The following is a 17210-nucleotide window of genomic DNA, read 5'->3' as shown; positions in this document are numbered from 1 at the left end:
CTTGTCCACAGATTCTCGCGCGGCACGTTTTCGCAGGCCAGGGGCGGTACGCTGGGATCGGGGACGCCCCCCGGGAAGGGTGGGGGCTGTCTTGGGGCTGTGGGCGGTGTCCACCAAGGACGTTCTTCGGCTCGCCCGGGCGGCCCTGCTCGCCGCCGGTGCCGAGCTCGCCGGGCTTGCGCTCATGGCCACCGCCGCCTGGCTTCTGCTCCGGGCCGCCGAGCGGCCGCCGCTCGCCGCTCTCACCGTGGCCATCGTCGCCGTGCGGACTCTCGCCCTCCTGCGCGGCGGTCTCCGGTACGCCGAACGGCTCGCCGGGCACGAAGTCGTCCTCCGGTGGCTCGGTTCACTGCGCACCCGCGTCTACCAGGCCCTCGCGCCCGGGTCGCGGTACTCCGGCGGGGACCTCGTCACGCGGCTGGTGTCCGATGTGGACGCTCTGCAGGACGCCGTCCTGCGGTGGCTGCTGCCCGCGGCCGTCGCCGGGCTGGTCGGGCTGACCGCCGTCGGGGTGGTCGCGACGGCGTCCGCGAGCGCCGCCGGGGCGCTGGCCGCCGGGCTTGTCGTCGCCGGGGCGGTGCTGCCGTGGCTGGCCGTCAGGAGCACCGCGCGGCGAGCGGTCGAAAACGCCCCGAAACGCGCGGAACTCGCCGAACGCGCCGTCGAACTCGTCACCGGGTATCGGGAGCTGGTCGCCGCCGGGGCACTCGGCGAAAAGCGGGCCGTCGCGGACGAAGTCGTCGAGCAGCTCCGGGAACCGGCCGCGAAACCCGCCTTGCCGAGCGCCGCCGGGGTCCTCGTGCAGCTCCTCACCACGATCGCCGTGGGCCTGCTCTGCGACGCCTCCGTCCCCTGGACCGCCGCCTTCACCCTGGCCTCCATGACGACGTTCGAGGTCGTCCTCCCCCTGATCACCGCCGCCCGCCGGGTGCCCGAGATCCGCGCGTCGGCCGTCCGCGTCAAGGCTGTGCTCGCCACGCTGCCGGAAACCCCGGGCACGCGCACCGCAGACAAAGGGCACTTCCGGCTGGAAAGAGCCGGCCTCCGCTATCCGGGACGCGCCCCCGCGCTGCGGGACGTCGACCTCGACCTCGAGCCCGGCAAGCGCGTCGGGATCCTCGGGCCCAGCGGCGCCGGGAAGACGACCCTGCTGCGTCTGCTCCTCGGCCTGGAAACCCCGACGTCCGGCCGAGTCACCCTCGACGGCCATCCGCTCGCCGAGTACGCCGACCTGTCGGAAACCGTCTCCGGCGCGCTCTCGGACGCGCACGTCTTCCACACGACCGTCCGCGAGAACCTGCTGCTCGGCAAGCCGGACGCCACTGAAGCGCAGCTGCGAGAAGCCTGCGAGACCGCGGGATTCGACCTGGACCTCGACCGCGACACCGGCCCGGACGGCGACGCGCTCTCCGGCGGTCAGCGGCAACGGCTGATCCTGGCCCGCGCGGTCCTCGCGGCACCCAAGGTCCTGGTGCTCGACGAGCCGGTCGAAGGCCTCGACCCCGCCCACGGCGACGCCGTCCTCAAGCGCGTCCTGGAGCATACGAAAGGCAGCGTCGTCCTCGTGACGCACCGGCCCGAGCACCTCGACGGCTTCGACGAGGTCGTCACCCTCGAGGACGGGCGAGCACTTCCCGCATCGGCGGCCGGTCGGCGACCAGGACGTCCGTGACGTCCGGCAGCCACTCCTCGTCGACCTGCACGAACTGCGTCAGCGGCGCGTCGGCGGCGGGGACGCCGCAGCGCGCGAGCGCCGTGCCGAGGATCTGCCGCGACATCACCCCCAGTTGCGGCAGCGAGCGGTTCCGGTGCTTGCGCACCCCGAGGTTGACCTGCGCGAGCCCGTCGAGGCCGTAGCGCGCCTCGGCGTCGAGCAGCAGCCCGATCTCGACGCCGTACCCGGCCGCGAACGGCACCGATTCGAGGAACTCGCGGGTGCCCGCGTACTCGCCGCCGAGGGGCTGGATCAGGCCGCCGAGCGCCGGGCGCAGCGCCGAGAGCACCGGCCGCGCGAGCAGTTCGGTGACGCGGCCGCCGCCGCTGCTCTCCAGCCGCAGCGGCCGGCGGTAGAAGCCCTTGACCAGGTGCACGCCCGGCGTCGTCAGCAGCGGGCCGAGCAGGGACGGCACGAACGCCGGGTCCGGGTCGACGAGGTCGGAGTCGAGGAACACGACGACGTCCCCGCTGGTCGCGGCGAGCGAGCGCCACAGCACCTCGCCCTTGCCGGGCACCGGCAGCAGGTCGGGCAGCACGTCCTCGCGGCGGACGACCCGCGCACCGGCGGCCGCGGCCGTTTGAACGGTGGCGTCCGTGGAACCCGAATCGAGCACGACCAGCTCGTCGACGACGCCGCCGAGCAGTGGCCGCACCGACGCGACGACGGCACCCACGGTCCGCTCTTCGTCCAGCGCCGGTAGCACTACGGAAACCGTCCGGTCACCCTTCGCGGTCAGGATGTCCCCGGGCGTCCAACCGGGGTCCTGCCACGTACGCCGCTCGAACCAACTCACGAGTAGCGATCGTGCCATGCTGGGGTCACCGCATCCGAGGAGGAGGACCACTTGATCGCGCAGCTTGTCCGCTTCGTGCTGGGCCCGCTGGCCAGGGCGCTCTACCGGCCGGAGGTGCGCGGCGTGGAGAACGTGCCCGCCACCGGCCCGGTGCTCCTGGCGGCCAACCACCGGGCCGCGCTCGACACCGGCGTGATCACCTTCGCGACACCGCGGCAGGTCAAGTTCCTCGGCAAGGCCGAGTACTTCGTCGGCAAGACGCTGAAGGGCCGGCTGATGGCCGGGTTCCTCGGCGGCCTCGGCTACGTCCCGGTCGAGCGCGGCAACGCCCAGGCCGGCCTCGCCGCGCTCGAGGCCGCGCGCAAGGTGCTCGACGCGGGCGGCGTCTTCGCGATCTACCCCGAGGGCACGCGCTCCCTGGACGGCCGGCTGCACCGCGGCCACACGGGCGTCGGCGCGCTGGCCCTCGCAACGGGCGCGAAGGTGGTGCCGGTCGCGCTGACCGGCACCGAAAACCTCCAGCCCGAGGGCGCGCGCATCCCCCGCCTGGCCAAGATCGGCATCACGTTCGGCAAGCCCCTCGACTTTTCGCGCTACGAAGGCCAGGACTATGCGCCGGCGATCCGCCGCTCGGTCACCGACGAGGTGATGTACGCGATCCTCGAACTGTCCGGCCAGGAATACGTGGACACGTACCACAAGCGGCCCAGCGAAGGCGCCGCCTGAGTCACCAGGGCACCGGGCCTTCGTCGTCGACGAAGGTGCCCGTCGGGCCGTCCTTCGGGATCGTCGCCATCCGGACCGCCGACTCCGCACCCTGCGCGGCCGTCCGGGGGCCCGAGTGGCGGTTCAGGTCGGTCGCGCAATGGCCGGGGCAGACGGCGTTGACCAGGATCCCGTCGGCCCGCAGGTCCCTCGCGTACTGGAGCGTCAACGACGTCAAAGCGGTCTTCGACGGCGTGTACCCCGCCGAGATCGGGAGTTCGCTGGCCGGGTCGGCGTTGCGGGCCAGCGACGCGCCGCTGCTGGAGACGTTGACGATGCGCGGCGCCGCCGATCGGCGCAGCAGCGGCAGCAGGGCGTTCGTGACCGTGACGACGCCGAAGACGTTCGTCTCGAAGATCGTGCGGAGGACGTCGAGATCGGCCGTGCTCGGGCGCTGGCTCGCCAGGTCGGAGTCCGGCGGCAGGGCGATGGCCGCGTTGTTGACCAGGACGTCGAGCCGGCCGTAGCGGGCGTCGATCGCGGACGCGGCCGCGGCGACCGAAGCCGGGTCGGTCACGTCGAGCACCACCGACGAGCCGCCGATCTCCGCGGCCGCTTTCTCGCCGGCGGAAGCGCTGCGGGCGCCGACGACGACGGTGTGGCCGAGGGCGGCGAGCCGGCCGGCGATCTCGCGGCCGATGCCCTTGTTCGCGCCGGTGACCAGAGTGATTTGATTCATGACCCCAGCACACCAGCGCGCGGCCGCTTCGAGCCAACACCGAAGCCGCATCGGCCGATACCCTGCGGGTATGCAGCAACCGGAAACGCGGGAGCTCGCCTACTTCGTGGCCGTCGCCGAGGAACGGCACTTCGGCCGCGCGGCCCAGCGGCTCGGCATGGCGCAACCGCCCCTGTCGCGCGCCATCCAGCAGCTCGAACGACGGCTGGGCGTGGCGCTGCTGGAACGCACCAGCCGCGGGGTGAACCTGACCGCCGCCGGCGCGGTTTTCCTTGCGGAGAGCCACAAAGCGCTCGACGCCGTCGCCGCCGCGGTGCGCCGGGCGCAGCGGGCCGGCGAGGACGTCCCGAAGCTGCTCGTGGCGACAAAACCCGACGGTGACGCCGGTCTGCTCGAGCGGATCCTGCCCCGGTACCGGCGGGACCCGGACGCCGTCGAGGTCGAGGTGGTCGTCTGCGGGATCGGCGAGCAGACGCCGATGCTGCGCGACGGGCGCGTCGACCTCGCGTTCGTGCACCCGGCGCACGACGACCTCGCCGGGTTCGACACCGAGCTGCTGCTGACCCAGGACCAGGTGGCGGTCCTGCACCGCGGCCACCGGCTGGCCGGGCGCAGCGCCCTGGTGCTCGCCGACCTCGACGGCGAGCCATTCCCCCGCTGGCCGGGGACGGACAAGACGACGAGCGGCCCCGACGTGCGGGACTCCGGGCAGCTGATGCAGCTGATCGCGCTGGGTCAGGCGGTCGCCGTGCTCCCGGCGTCGGTCCGGCGCCACGCCTGGGCGGACGTCGTGTGCGTGCCGGTGCTCGACGCGCCGCAGAGCTCGATCGTGCTGGCCTGGCCCGACCGGACGCGGTCGCGGGCGGTGGCCGCGTTCGTCCGGGCGAGCACCGAGGCCGCGACCGTGACGGCCTAGATGCCCGGCGGTCCCGCGGCCCACTTCGGCGGGGCCGGCGGCTCGTACGTCGCGAACTTGTCGAGCAGCACCGCCGGGTCGGCGTCCGTCAGCAGCAGCTGCCGGTAGTCCGCCTTGACGAACCCTTCCGTCACCATGTGGTCGGCGAAGGCCAGCAGCGGGGCGTAGTAGCCGTCGACGTCGACCAGGCCGATCGGCTTGGTGTGCAGGCCGAGCTGGGCCCACGTCCAGACCTCGAACAGCTCCTCCAGCGTCCCGGCGCCGCCGGGCAGGGCCAGGAAGCCGTCCGACAGGGCCGCCATCTTCGCCTTGCGCTCGTGCATGTCCTTCACGACGTGCAGTTCCGAGAGCCCCGCGTGCGAGATCTCGACCGAAGAGAGCGCCTCCGGGATCACGCCGATCACCTCGCCGCCCGCGGCGAGCGCCGCGTCGGCGACCACGCCCATGGTGCCGACGCTCGCGCCGCCGTAGACCAGCCCGATGCCGCGCTGGGCCAGCAGTTTGCCGAGGGCGGCCGCCTGCTCGGCGTAGCGCGGCGAGAAACCCATCGACGAGCCGCAGAAAACACAGATCCGGCTCATCAGTGGGTGTCCTCCCAGGCCTGGTACGAGTCCTGCACCACGCGGACGGCGTCGTCGATGTCGTCGGTGACGTGCAGCAGGTCCAGGTCGTGCGCGCTGACCTTGCCCTCGGCCTGCACGGTCTTGGCGATCCAGTCGTAGAGCCCGCCCCAGTACTCGCTGCCGAACAGCACGACCGGGAACTTCGTGACCTTCTTCGTCTGCACCAGGGTCAGCGCCTCGAACAGCTCGTCGAGCGTGCCGAAGCCGCCGGGCAGGCAGATGAAGGCCTGCGAATACTTGATGAACATCGTCTTGCGGGCGAAGAAGTAGCGGAAGTTGACGCCGAGATCGACCCACGGGTTCAGGCCCTGCTCGAACGGCAGCTCGATGCCGAGCCCGACCGAGAAGCCGCCGGCCTCGGCCGCACCGCGGTTGACCGCCTCCATCGCGCCCGGGCCGCCGCCGGTCATCACGGCGAACCCGGCGTTGGCCAGCGCCTCGCCGATCTTGCGGCCGAGCTCGTACTCCGGGTGATCGCGCTTGGTGCGCGCCGAGCCGAACACCGTGACCGCGCGCGGGACCTCGGCGAGCGCGCCGAAACCCTCGACGAACTCGGCCTGGATCCGCAGCACCCGCCACGGGTCGGTGTGCACCCAGTCGCTGGGCCCGCGCGAGTCGAGCAGCCGCTGGTCGGTCGTGCTGCCCTGGTCACGGCGGTCGCCACGCAGGACCACGGGGCCCTTCTGGCGCTCGACCGGACGCTCGGGGTACTGGCCGTCGGGGAATTCAGACTGTTCGCTCACTTCCCCATGCTACGACGTCCCCGCGAGCGAAAATGCGAGCAGCGCCGTGGAGGTGAAGTCGATGGCCGGCTCGTTACTGGGCCATGAACTCGGGTCGTCGGCGTAACGGGATCCCTGCCCGTTGAAGGATTCATCCGGACGGGTGCATTCCTTCGCGCCCGCGGGGAACGGCAGATCGGCGAAGTTGTCCGCGCCGTTGGGTCCATTCACGACCGCGCCGTACAGCACTTTCGAAGGTCCGGCGAGGTTCGCGGCCTGGTGGTGCGGGCACCGCGGGAACGTGGCGCCGACGCCGACCACGAGCGACACGCCCCAGGCGTTGGCCCCGAGGGTGAAGTCCCGTTGGCGTGCGCCGAACGCCGCGTAGCGGGGGTCGCCGGTGACGCGCTGGTAGAGCCGGGCGGTCGCGGCGAAGCCGAAGCTCTTGCCGGCGGCGTCGAAATCGGTGACGTCGACGGCCGTCCGGAATGGACTCTGCCCGGCCCTTTCCACTCCGGTATCGAGCTGGCGGCGCGGGTCGGCGGCCAGTTCCCGGACGCCGAGCGCGGCCCCGGAGACACCGGTGCGCAGCAGCCCGGCGAGGTCGGCGTGGGCGAGCGCGCTGGTGTCGTAGAGGTTCAGCGTGCTCTTGCCGTCGCCGGCGATGTAGGTCTTCGCCCACTTCGCGGCGTCGCGGGCCCAGCCGGTCGCGCGCGGGTCGTCCAGCTCGCGGGCCGCGAGCGCGAGCTGCGTCGCGCCGAGTTCGAGGTCGCCCTCCCAGGACGACTCGGGGTAGTAGGCGTGCGGGAAGGCCGTGACGAGCTCGCCGACGTCCGACGTCCTGGCCTGCGCGCCGAGCGCGAACGCGGCGGCGACACGGCCGGCGAGGTTCGGGCTGAGCGGGGTGCCTCCTTCGCCAGCACTTGGTCCGGGTCGTCGCGCAGCACGAAACCCAGCTCGGCCAGGGAGTACGCCGTTGGAGGTGAACTTCACGAAGTCGCCGGCGTCGACCCAGCCGCCTTCGACGTCGACCCGGCCGCCCAGCGGCGTCAGCGGTTCGACGATTTCGTCGCCGCCCTCACCGGCGAACTTCGGCTCGGCGTAGACGGTGCCCCGGCAGTCGGCCAGGTGCGAGGGTTTGCGGTCCAGGCGTCGCGCGGTGTCGATCCGGAACGGCGGCGACGTCGCCCCCGCGGCCGTGACCCGGTAGGTCCACAGTGGACAGGTCGAGGTCGAAAACGGTTTTGTAGCGGTCATTCCACGCGCCGAGACTGGCCCGATGCGGCCCTGGCGGACAGTTCGGCCGTGGTCGTCGACGACCGTGAACGTTCCTTGCGCGCCACCGAGCAGGTATGCGTGCTTCGCCTCGCCGAGCGCGTAACCGACCTGGTCGACACGCACCTCCGCGGGGGTCGCGGCCGCGGGCGTCACTATGTCCGTTTCCGCGTTCCGGCGCCGATGACCTACCGTGGGACGATGACCAGGGCCCCCGCCGAACCGCTCGGCACGCGGATCCGGCGGCTGCGCGCCGATCGCGGCTGGACGCAGCGCGAGTTGGCCGAGCCGGGGTACGACCGGGGTTTCCTGGCGAAGGTCGAGACCGGCAGCCGGCCGCCGTCGGAGGAGATGCTGGCCTACCTCGCGCGGCGGCTCGGCCTGACCGTCGACGAGCTGCGGTTCGGGCGCCCGCCCGGCGTCGCCGCGGAACTGCGGGCCGCGCTGGACGAGGGCTACCGCGACCTGGAGCAGGGCCGGGGCGCGGCCGCGACGGAGCGGTTCGCGGCCGTGGCGAAGCAGGCCGCGGGCTACCACCTCGCCGACGTCGAGTGCTACGCGCGGTTCTGCCAGGCTGAGGTGAAGTGGCAGCTGTTCGACGTCGAGGGCGCGCAGGCGGCACTGGAGCACGCCGGGGAACTGGCGGAGGCGGCGCCACCGTGGCTGCGGGCGATGATCGTGCACCGCTGGTCCGGCTGCCGCTACCTGGCCGGCGACGCCGGCGCGGCGATCGCCCGCGTCGAGGAAGCCCTGGTCTCCCTGCCCGGCGATCCGGACGCCGAGTTGTGCCTGCTCAGCGCGTTGATCCACCCGCTGATGGAGATGGGCGGGCTGCACCGGGCGCGGCGGGCCGCGCTGGACGGACGCCGGCTGATCCGGGCGGCCACGCGACCGGACTTCGTCGCGCGCTTCCACCGGCAGGCGTCCCAGGTGTGGCAGGCGATCGGCGAGAGCGAGCGGGCGGAGCAGGACCTGATCGAGGCGTCACGCCTGTTCGCGTCGGTCGGCTTCGACCGCGACGCGGCCCGCTGCCGCTGGGCCCGCGGCTACCTGCTGCGCCGCCTGGGCCGGCTGGCCGAGGCGCGCGCGGAGCTGACGGAGGCCCGGGACCAGCTCGCGGCGATCGGTTCGGAGGAGGGCGTCGCGGGCGCGACGATCGAGCTGGCCGAGGTCCGGCTGCGCCAGGGCGCCGCTTCGGACGCGGCTTCACTGGTCGATTCAGTGCTGCCGCTGCTCACCCAGGACGTCGAAACGCTCGGCGAGGCGACGGGCCTGCTGGGCCAGATCGCCCGGGCCCAGGGCGACTTGCCCGCCGCGACCCGCCTCCTCCGCGAGGCGCTGGAAATCCAGACCCGCGCGTCCCTGCACACGGCGGCGGTTTCGACGTCACTGCGGCTCGGAGACGTCCTACGACAACGTGGTCATCTCGACGAGGCCATCGCGGCTTACCGCCGCGGCCTCGACTCCGCCGAGGTCACCGACCCCTGAGCCGTCCCCGGACGGACGACACGCGTACGCGGCCGGACGACACGCGCACCTGAACGGACGACACGCGGCAGTCTCGGCCGAGCCGTCGTGTCGTCCGCCTGAGTACGCGTGTCGTCCGCCTGAGTACGCGTGTCGTCCGTCGGGGTACGCGTGTCGTCCGTCCGGGGACGGGCCGGTGGTGTGGACCACTTGGGGTGGCGGTCCGGGATCAGGGCCCGTGGACCAAGTTCCTACGAAAGTTAGTGAATTGGTTCAGACCAGTCGCGGACACGGGCGGCTTCCTGGGGATTTGCGCGGAACGGCGTGATCTTCGCGGCAAGACGCTGGGCCATTCGGCCCATTGACCGGCAGGCCGCCGGAACCTTTACTCGGATGCGTCCGGCGCTATAACACCAGTTATTCCGGCGGACACATCGCGACCCGGCCGGGCGCACGGTCTCCCCGAGTCCCACCGGAAAGGTTCCCCATGAGATCCCCACGAGGGCTGGCGGCGATCGCCGGCCTGACCCTGACCTTCGCGCTGCCGGCGATCCCGGCCGCCGCGTCGCCCGCACCGGCTCAAGCCCCGAACCCCGAGGCGCTCGCCGCCGTCGCCGCCGACCAGGCCGCGCTCAACGGCGTCGACCAGCTCGCCAAGGGCCCGAGCGAGGCGTTCGTCCGCACCGGCGTCACCCCCGGTGGCGGCGGCCTCTTCTACGCCTCCTACCAGCGGACTTACCACGGCCTGCCGGTCGTCGGCGGGGACGCGGTCGTCGTCGCCGACGGGGCCGGGCGCGTCCGCGGCACCGACGCCGCCAGGACCGCGCCGATCACCGTGCCCACGAAGGCCGCCCTGAGCGGCGAAAAGGCGAGCACCATCGCCAAGGCCGAGGTGTCCGCCGTCGACAAGGCGACCGCGCCCAAGCTGGTCGTCCTCGCCGGGGACGCGCCGAAGCTCGCCTACGAAGTCGTCGTCAGCGGTCACAACCGCGCCGTCCCGACCAACCTGCACGTCTTCGTCGACGCGGCCACCGGCGCGGTCCTCGACACCCGCGACGACGTCCGCACCCTCGCCGCGCCGGGCAAGACCACGGCAACGAGCACCGCCGCGGTCGCGGGCACCGGCAACTCCTACTACGCCGGCCAGGTCTCGATCGACACGTCCGGTTCCGGCAGCTCCTACTCGATGACCGACCCGGGCCGCCGCGGCATCGCCTGCGGCCGCGAGGGCGGCGCCATCTTCACCAAGAGCACCAACACCTGGGGCAACGGCTCCGGCACCGACCTCGAAACCGGCTGCGTCGACACGCTCTACAGCGTCCAGTCCGAGTGGAAGATGCTGGGCGACTGGCTCGGCCGCAGCGGCATCGACGGCGCCGGCGGCGGCTTCCGCGCGAGCGTCGGCCTCAACGACGTCAACGCCTACTGGGACGGCTCCTCGACGCACTTCGGCCACTCCCAGGACAACCAGCGCCAGGCCACCCCGATGGACGTCGTCGGCCACGAGTTCGGCCACGCGATCTTCCAGACCACGCCGGGCGGCGCGGGCTCGGGCAACGAGAACGGCGGCATGAACGAGTCCACCGGCGACATCTTCGGCGCGCTCACCGAGGCCTACGCCAACAACCCGAAGGACACGCCGGACTTCACCGTCGGCGAGGGCGTGAACCTCGTCGGCCAGGGCCCGATCCGCTACATGTACAACCCGTCGCTGGTCGGCGACCCGAACTGCTACTCGGCCTCGATCCCCAGCACCGAGGTGCACGCCGCCGCGGGCCCGCAGAACCACTGGTTCTACCTGCTGTCCCAGGGCAGCAACGCCTCCCCGGCGAGCCCCACGTGCAACGGGAGCACCGTCACCGGCATCGGCATCCAGAAGGCCGGCAAGATCTTCTACAACGCGCTCCTGAAGAAGACGTCCTCCTGGAACCACAAGGCCGCCCGCAAGGCGACCCTCGAAGCCGCGATCGCGCTGTATCCGGGCAGCTGCACCGAGTTCAACGCCACCAAGGCCGCCTGGGACGCCGTTTCCGTCACCGCCGCCAGCGGTGAGCCGACCTGCACCGGCACCCCGCCGGCCGGCAACGACTACTCGCTGACGCTCTCCCCGACGTCCGCGTCCGTCCAACCCGGACAGTCCGCGACGACCACGGTGACCACCCGGGTCACCGCAGGTAGCGCGCAGACCGTGCGGCTGCTCGCCACCGGCCTGCCGGACGGCGCCAAGGCGACGTTCAGCCCGGCGAGCGTCCAGTCCGGCGGCACCGCGTCGCTGACCATCACCACCGCGGCGACCACCCCGAACGGCACCAGCCAGGTGACGATCACCGGGGACGGCACCGACGCCGACCACACCGCGCAGTTCTCGCTCACGGTCGGCACCGGCACCCCGCCGACCGGCTGCTCGGGTATCGCCGAGTGGGACTCCGCGAAGGCGTACGTGCCCAACGACGTCGTGGGCCACAACAGTCACAAGTGGACGTCCACGTGGTACTCGACCGGTGCTGAGCCGGGCGCGCCCGGCTCGTGGGCGGTCTGGAGCGACGCCGGCGCCTGCTGAGACCCGCCGCGCGGTGGCGGGTGACTCCCCCGCCACCGCGCGGCTTCCAGGCATACCCTGTACCCGTGGAAAGGCGAACCGCGTGAGCGTGAGCGGCGAGACCGTCGGCGAGCGCCTGCGTGAACTGCGCACCGAGCGCGGCCTCACCCAGCGCGAACTCGCCGGCCCGCAGTACTCCGCGGCGTACGTCTCGTCGGTCGAGACCGGCGCGCGGACGCCGTCGGGGGACGCGCTGCGGTTCTTCGCGCAGCAGCTCGGGATCGAGCCCGACGAGCTCCTCGGCGGCAGCTCCCCGCGTGAGCTGCTCGAGCTGGACATCGAGCTGATCGAGACGGCGGAACGGTTCCTGCTCGGCGACGCCCGCCGCGCCACCCCGCGGATGCAGCGCCTCCGGCGTCGCGCCGAACGCCTCGAACGGCCCCGCCAGGAGGGCATCGCGCTGCTGTGGCTGGCCGGTTATTCCCGCGGCGAGGCGCGCACGAAGTACGTCGCGGAGGCCGAAACGGCGCTGGCGGGCGAACCGCCGCCGGTGCGGGCGATGGTGGCGCCGCTGCGCGCGGCCGTGCTGAGCGACTGGGGCGAGGCGCAGTATTCCTTGCACCTGCTGGAAACCTGCCACGCGGAACTGCTGCGCGACGGTTACCCGCAGCCGTCGATGCTGCTGACGTTGCGGGCGTGCCTGGCCGAGCGGCACCTGCGCCAGGGCGACCTGGAGCGGGCTTCGGAGTACGCCGCCGCGGCGCTGCGGCTCACCCGCGGCGGGCCGGCGGTGCTGGCCGAGCTGACCCGCAGCCACGTCGAGGTGTGCCGCAGCCACCTGGCCGCGGACCGCTTCGCCGACGCGGCGGCGTCGATCGCCGCGGCCTACGACCTGATGCAGGAGCGGGCGCTGCACCCGGCGATGGCGCACTGCCTGCTGGCCAGGGCCCGCGTCCGCGGCCGCCGGGGAGACGTCGAGGGCGCGCTGGCCGACCTCGGCGCGGCCCGCGAGACGGCCTGGCCGGACGACGTCCCGGCGATCACGGTCGAGCTGGCCGGGGAGTACCTCGCGGCCGGCCGGCTGGAGACCGCGGGAGCGTTGCTCGACCAGATCCGCCCGGCGGTCGTGGCGGGGACGGCGCTGGCCGCGGAGCTGCGGCTGCAGCTGGGTTCCCTCGCGCGGGCGCGGGGTGACGGCCGGCGTGCCGCCGAGGACCTGCGGGCGGCGGTCGAGCTGGCCACCGGGCTCGGGGCGCGCGGGGTGCTCGTGCGGGCGCTGCGTCCGCTGAGCGAACTGCTCGGGGAGACCGGGCGGCCGGAAGAGGCGGCCGACGTGCTGCGGAACGGGCTCATCGCGCTCGGCGCGGAAAACGATTCCTGAGCGGTACTAACGATTCTCGGTGATCGAGACCGTCCGGCGTTCGGATGGTGTCGGGGACAATCCCTACGAAAGTCGTTCCGGCGCGGAATGCCCGAAGAATCCCCAGCACGGGCGGGGTTTGTACGAAATGACCGGCAAATCCGGAACGCGTCGTTGGTCCGTTCGGCCCATTGACGGCCCGATGCGCTGATCCTTTACTCGGATGCGTCCGGACGCATACCTGCTGTTAGCACCCCGGACACGTCTCTTTTCCCCGCACCGCACCCCATCGTCCTGCCTTCGTGGAAGGAAGACCTCGATGACCCATCGTGGGTTCAGAACGGGCTTGGCGGCCGCCGCCGGGCTCGCCATGACGCTCGCTTTGCCGGTGACCCCGGCGAACGCGGCTCAGCAAGCACAACCCGCCGCCCCCGAAGCGGCCGCCGCGCGGGCCGCCGACCAGGCCGCCGCGAGCGGGCTCGACGCCCTCGAGCGCGGGCCGGCCGAGGCGTTCCAGCGCGTCGGCCTGACCGCCGGTGGTGGCGGCCTCTTCTACGGCGCCTACCAGCGGACTTACCAGGGCCTGCGGGTCGTGGGCGGGGACGCGGTGGTCGTCGCCGACGGCGCCGGGCGCGTCCGCGGCACCAGCGCCGCCGAGACCGCGCCGATCGCCGTCGGGACGCAGGCCGGGCTCGACGCCGCCAAGGCCGCCGCCACCGCGCGCGCCCAACTGCCCACTGTGGACAGTGTGAGCACGCCGGAGAAGGTCGTGCTGGCCGGGGCGACGCCGAAGCTGGCCTACGAGGTCGTCGTCGCCGGGCGCACCGCGAGCGCGCCGAGCAACCTGCACGTGTTCGTCGACGCCGCCACCGGCGCGGTCCTCGACAAGCGGGACGACGTCAAGACGTTCTCCTCCGGCGCGAAGAGCCAGGCCCAGCCCAGCACGGTGAACGTCGCCGGCACCGGCAACAGCTACTACGTCGGCAACGTCTCCATCGACACCACGCAGTCCGGCAGCACCTACACGCTGCGCGACCCGGGCCGCACCGGCATCAGCTGCGGCCGCGAAGGCGGTTCCGTCTACAGCGGCACCGACAACGCGTGGGGCAACGGCACCGGCACGGACCTCGAAACCGGCTGCGTCGACGTCCTCTACAGCGTCCAGACCGAGTGGAAAATGCTGTCGGAGTGGCTGGGCCGCAACGGCATCAACGGCAGCGGCACCGGCTACCCGGCGTCCGTCGGGCTCGCCGACGTCAACGCGTACTGGAACGGTTCCTCGACCCACTTCGGGCACTCGCAGGACAACCAGCGCCAGGCCACCTCGATGGACGTCGTCGGCCACGAGTTCGGCCACGGCGTCTTCCAGTTCACCCCGGGCGGGGCCGGTTCCGGCAACGAGAACGGCGGGATGAACGAATCCACGGGTGACATCTTCGGCGCGCTGACCGAGGCGTACGCCAACAACCCGAAGGACGTCCCGGACTACCAGGTCGGCGAGGGTGTCAACCTGGTCGGCCAGGGCCCGATCCGCTACATGTACCAGCCGTCGCTGGTCGGCGACCCGAACTGCTACTCGTCGTCGATCCCGAGCACCGAGGTGCACGCGGCGGCCGGCCCGCAGAACCACTGGTTCTACCTGCTCGCCGAGGGCTCCGCGCCCGGTGGCGGCAAGCCGAACAGCCCGACCTGCAACAGCTCGTCGGTCACCGGCCTCGGCATCCAGAAGGCCGGCAAGATCTTCTACAACGGCCTGCTGAAGAAGACGTCGTCGTGGAACCACAAGGCCGCCCGCAAGGCGACCCTCGAAGCGGCGATCGCCCTCTACCCGGGCAGCTGCACCGAGTACAACACCACCAAGGCCGCGTGGGACGCCGTCTCCGTCACCGCCGCGACCGGTGAGCCGGCGTCGTGCACCGGCGGCGGGCCGGACTTCTCCGTCGCGCTGAACCCGGCTTCGGGTTCCGTGCAGCCGGGCGGCTCGGCCACGACGACCGTCAGCACCGCGATCACCTCCGGCGCGGCGCAGTCGATCACGCTGTCCGCCTCGGGCCTCCCGGCCGGCGCGACCGCGACGTTCAGCCCGGCCACCGTCCAGTCCGGCGGTTCCTCGACGCTGACCGTCGCGACGACGTCGTCGACCCCGACCGGCAGCTTCCCGATCACCATCACCGCGGACGGGGCCAGCACCGACCACACGGCTTCGTTCTCGCTCACCGTCGGTACCACCGGGTCGTGCGCGCCGGTGACCAACGGGACCCGGCTGAACATCCCGGACTACCCGGGTGCCGCGGTCAGCAGCACCAGCACCGTGGCCGGCTGCGCGCGCAACGCGTCGTCGACCACCAAGGTCGAGGTGCACATCACCCACACCTACAGCGGTGACCTGGTGCTGGACCTCATCGCGCCGGACGGCTCGTCGTACCGGCTGAAGAGCTCCAGCAGCAGCTCGACGCCGAACATCAACACGACCTACACCGTCAACGCCTCGTCGGAGGTCGCGAACGGTGCGTGGAAGCTCCAGATCCGCGACGTCGGCCCGGCCGACACCGGTTACCTGTCCTCCTGGACGTTGACCGTCTAGCACTGCCGACGGTCACTTTCACGTGAAAGTGACCACCTGGGGGCGGCACTTTCACGTGAAAGTGCCGCCCCCAGAGCTCTCCCCCACCCCACCGAAGGAACTCACCGCCATGAAGTGGAAGACTCGCCTCGGCGCCGGGGTCACCGCCCTGGCCGCCGTAATGGGTGTCATGAGCGCGCCCGCGGCCACCGCCGCGCCGGCCACGACGCTCGCCGCGCCGGACATCTCGCTGGCCAACATCAAGACCCACCTCAACCAGCTGCAGACCATCGCGAACAACAACGGCGGCACGCGTTCGCCGCGCGGCGCCGGTTACGCGGCTTCCGTGACCTACGTGGAAAACCTGCTCAAGAACGCCGGTTACACGACGACCCGGCAGACCTGCACCAGCTGCATCGGGCAGTCGCAGAACCTGATCGCGGAGTGGCCGCAGGGTGACGCGAGCCAGGTCATCATGCTGGGCGCGCACCTCGACAGCGTGAGCGCCGGGCCCGGCATCAACGACAACGGCTCCGGCAGCGCGTCGATCCTCGAGACCGCGCTGACGCTGGCCCGCACCAACCCGGCGATGGCCAAGCGCGTCCGCTTCGCCTGGTGGGCCGACGAAGAGTCCGGCCTGGTCGGCTCGAAGTACTACGTCAACAACCTGCCGAGCGCCGAGCGCACGAAGATCAAGACCTACCTCAACTTCGACATGATCGGCTCGAAGAACTGGGGCTACTTCGTCTACGACGACGTCGCTTCGGTCAAGGCGATCTTCGACGAGTACTTCTCCTCGATCGGCATCCAGACCGAGGGTGACAGCGAGGGTGACGGCCGGTCCGACCACGCGTCGTTCAAGAGCGCGGGCATCCCGGTCGGCGGCCTCGCCACCGGCGCCGGCGACATCAAGAGCTCGGCGCAGGCCCAGAAGTGGGGCGGCACCGCGGGTGCGGCGTTCGACAACTGCTACCACCGCGCCTGCGACACGACGTCGAACATCCCGGACACCCCGCTGGAGAAGAACTCCGACGCCATCGGGTACGCGCTGTGGAAGCTGGCCGTCGCCACCACGCAGGGCAACGACTTCTCGGTGAACCTGAACCCGACCGCCGGGACCGTCCAACCCGGACAGTCGCTGCAGGTCGCCGTGAGCACCGCGACGACGTCCGGCAGCGCGCAGTCCATCTCATTGTCGGCGTCCGGCCTGCCCGCCGGCGCGACGGCGTCGTTCAGCCCGGCCACCGTGCAGTCCGGCGGTTCCTCGACGCTGACCATCGCGACGACGGCCGGCACCCCGACCGGCACCTTCCCGATCACGGTGACCGCGGACGGCGCGAGCGTCGACCACACGGCGACGTTCTCGCTCGGCGTCGGCAGCACGTCGTCGTGCGCGCCGGTGACCAACGGGACCCGGCTGAACATCCCGGACTACCCGGGTGCCGCGGTGAGCAGCACCGCGACCGTCGGCGGCTGCGCGCGCAACGCGTCCGGTACCACCAAGGTCGAGGTGCACATCACCCACACCTACCGCGGTGACCTGGTCATCGACCTGATCGCCCCGGACGGGTCGTCCTACCGGCTGAAGAGCTCCAGCAGCGACTCGACGGCGAACCTCGACACCACCTACACCGTCAACGCCTCGTCGGAGGCCGCGAACGGCGCGTGGAAGCTGCAGCTGCGTGACGTCGGCCCGGCCGACACCGGTTACCTGTCCTCCTGGACGCTGACCGTCTGACCTTCCGAACGACCGGGGGCGGCACTTTCACGTGAAAGTGCCACCCCCCGGCA

At 72.0% G+C, this 17210-nt stretch carries 13 protein-coding genes; 8 read left to right on the top strand and 5 right to left on the bottom strand.

Annotated features, from left to right (window positions below):
- Positions 1–91: 91 nt before the first annotated feature.
- Entirely contained in the window at positions 92–1672 is a 1581-nt protein-coding gene (gene cydC / locus OHS18_RS36130) for a thiol reductant ABC exporter subunit CydC (protein WP_328618641.1), read from the top strand.
- Here cydC and OHS18_RS36125 read toward each other — a convergent pair.
- Entirely contained in the window at positions 1608–2510 is a 903-nt protein-coding gene (locus OHS18_RS36125; RefSeq protein WP_328613799.1) for a glucosyl-3-phosphoglycerate synthase, read from the bottom strand. The two genes, cydC and OHS18_RS36125, sit on opposite strands and share 65 nt — an antisense overlap.
- Positions 2511–2561: 51 nt before the next feature.
- Here OHS18_RS36125 and OHS18_RS36120 point away from each other — a divergent pair, with 51 nt between their 5' ends.
- Positions 2562–3236 carry a lysophospholipid acyltransferase family protein gene (locus tag OHS18_RS36120; RefSeq protein WP_328444928.1) on the top strand — a complete coding sequence of 225 codons (675 nt, stop codon included), beginning with the start codon at positions 2562–2564 and terminating at the stop codon, positions 3234–3236.
- A 1-nt stretch (position 3237) separates the two neighbouring features.
- Here OHS18_RS36120 and OHS18_RS36115 read toward each other — a convergent pair whose 3' ends face one another.
- On the bottom strand, positions 3238–3954 hold the full coding sequence (locus tag OHS18_RS36115) for an SDR family oxidoreductase (protein ID WP_328613798.1): 717 nt from the start codon (positions 3952–3954) through the stop codon (positions 3238–3240).
- A 70-nt stretch (positions 3955–4024) separates the two neighbouring features.
- Here OHS18_RS36115 and OHS18_RS36110 point away from each other — a divergent pair, with 70 nt between their 5' ends.
- The gene (locus tag OHS18_RS36110) at positions 4025–4870 is read left to right on the top strand and encodes a LysR family transcriptional regulator (protein ID WP_328613797.1); all 846 of its coding nucleotides are present in this window, start codon (positions 4025–4027) and stop codon (positions 4868–4870) included.
- Here OHS18_RS36110 and OHS18_RS36105 read toward each other — a convergent pair.
- From OHS18_RS36105 to OHS18_RS36095, 3 genes are read right to left on the bottom strand one after another with little or no spacing between them, the layout of a single operon-like run.
- Entirely contained in the window at positions 4867–5451 is a 585-nt protein-coding gene (locus OHS18_RS36105) for a TIGR00730 family Rossman fold protein (RefSeq protein WP_328444934.1), read from the bottom strand. The genes OHS18_RS36110 and OHS18_RS36105 overlap by 4 nt on opposite strands.
- Positions 5451–6236 (bottom strand): TIGR00730 family Rossman fold protein, encoded by a 786-nt coding sequence (locus OHS18_RS36100; protein ID WP_328444936.1) that lies wholly within the window; start codon positions 6234–6236, stop codon positions 5451–5453. Before OHS18_RS36100 ends, OHS18_RS36105 begins: the two co-directional genes overlap by 1 nt.
- A 9-nt stretch (positions 6237–6245) precedes the next feature.
- Positions 6246–7616: a glycoside hydrolase family 9 protein gene (locus tag OHS18_RS36095; protein WP_328613796.1), complete on the bottom strand. Its 1371-nt coding sequence runs from the start codon at positions 7614–7616 to the stop codon at positions 6246–6248.
- A gap of 75 nt (positions 7617–7691) precedes the next feature.
- Between OHS18_RS36095 and OHS18_RS36090 the strand changes: the two genes are divergently transcribed.
- The 5 genes from OHS18_RS36090 to OHS18_RS36070 all read left to right on the top strand — a co-directional run bounded on the left by OHS18_RS36090 (position 7692) and on the right by OHS18_RS36070 (position 17157).
- On the top strand, positions 7692–8978 hold the full coding sequence (locus OHS18_RS36090) for a helix-turn-helix domain-containing protein (RefSeq protein ID WP_328613795.1): 1287 nt from the start codon (positions 7692–7694) through the stop codon (positions 8976–8978).
- Between the two features lie 466 nt (positions 8979–9444).
- Positions 9445–11517, top strand: coding sequence for a M4 family metallopeptidase (locus OHS18_RS36085; RefSeq protein WP_328613794.1), 2073 nt, complete (start codon positions 9445–9447; stop codon positions 11515–11517).
- Between the two features lie 82 nt (positions 11518–11599).
- Positions 11600–12877 (top strand): helix-turn-helix domain-containing protein, encoded by a 1278-nt coding sequence (locus OHS18_RS36080; protein ID WP_328613793.1) that lies wholly within the window; start codon positions 11600–11602, stop codon positions 12875–12877.
- Positions 12878–13175: 298 nt separating this feature from the next.
- Entirely contained in the window at positions 13176–15440 is a 2265-nt protein-coding gene (locus OHS18_RS36075; protein WP_328613792.1) for a M4 family metallopeptidase, read from the top strand.
- Positions 15441–15549: 109 nt separating this feature from the next.
- Positions 15550–17157 carry a M28 family peptidase gene (locus OHS18_RS36070; RefSeq protein WP_328613791.1) on the top strand — a complete coding sequence of 536 codons (1608 nt, stop codon included), beginning with the start codon at positions 15550–15552 and terminating at the stop codon, positions 17155–17157.
- Positions 17158–17210 lie beyond the last annotated feature (53 nt).

The sequence above is a fragment of the Amycolatopsis sp. NBC_00355 genome (genome assembly GCF_036104975.1).
GTDB lineage: Bacteria > Actinomycetota > Actinomycetes > Mycobacteriales > Pseudonocardiaceae > Amycolatopsis.
The sequence above is the reverse complement of the archived record's forward strand: the minus strand, read 5'-3'. Positions and strand labels throughout refer to the sequence as shown.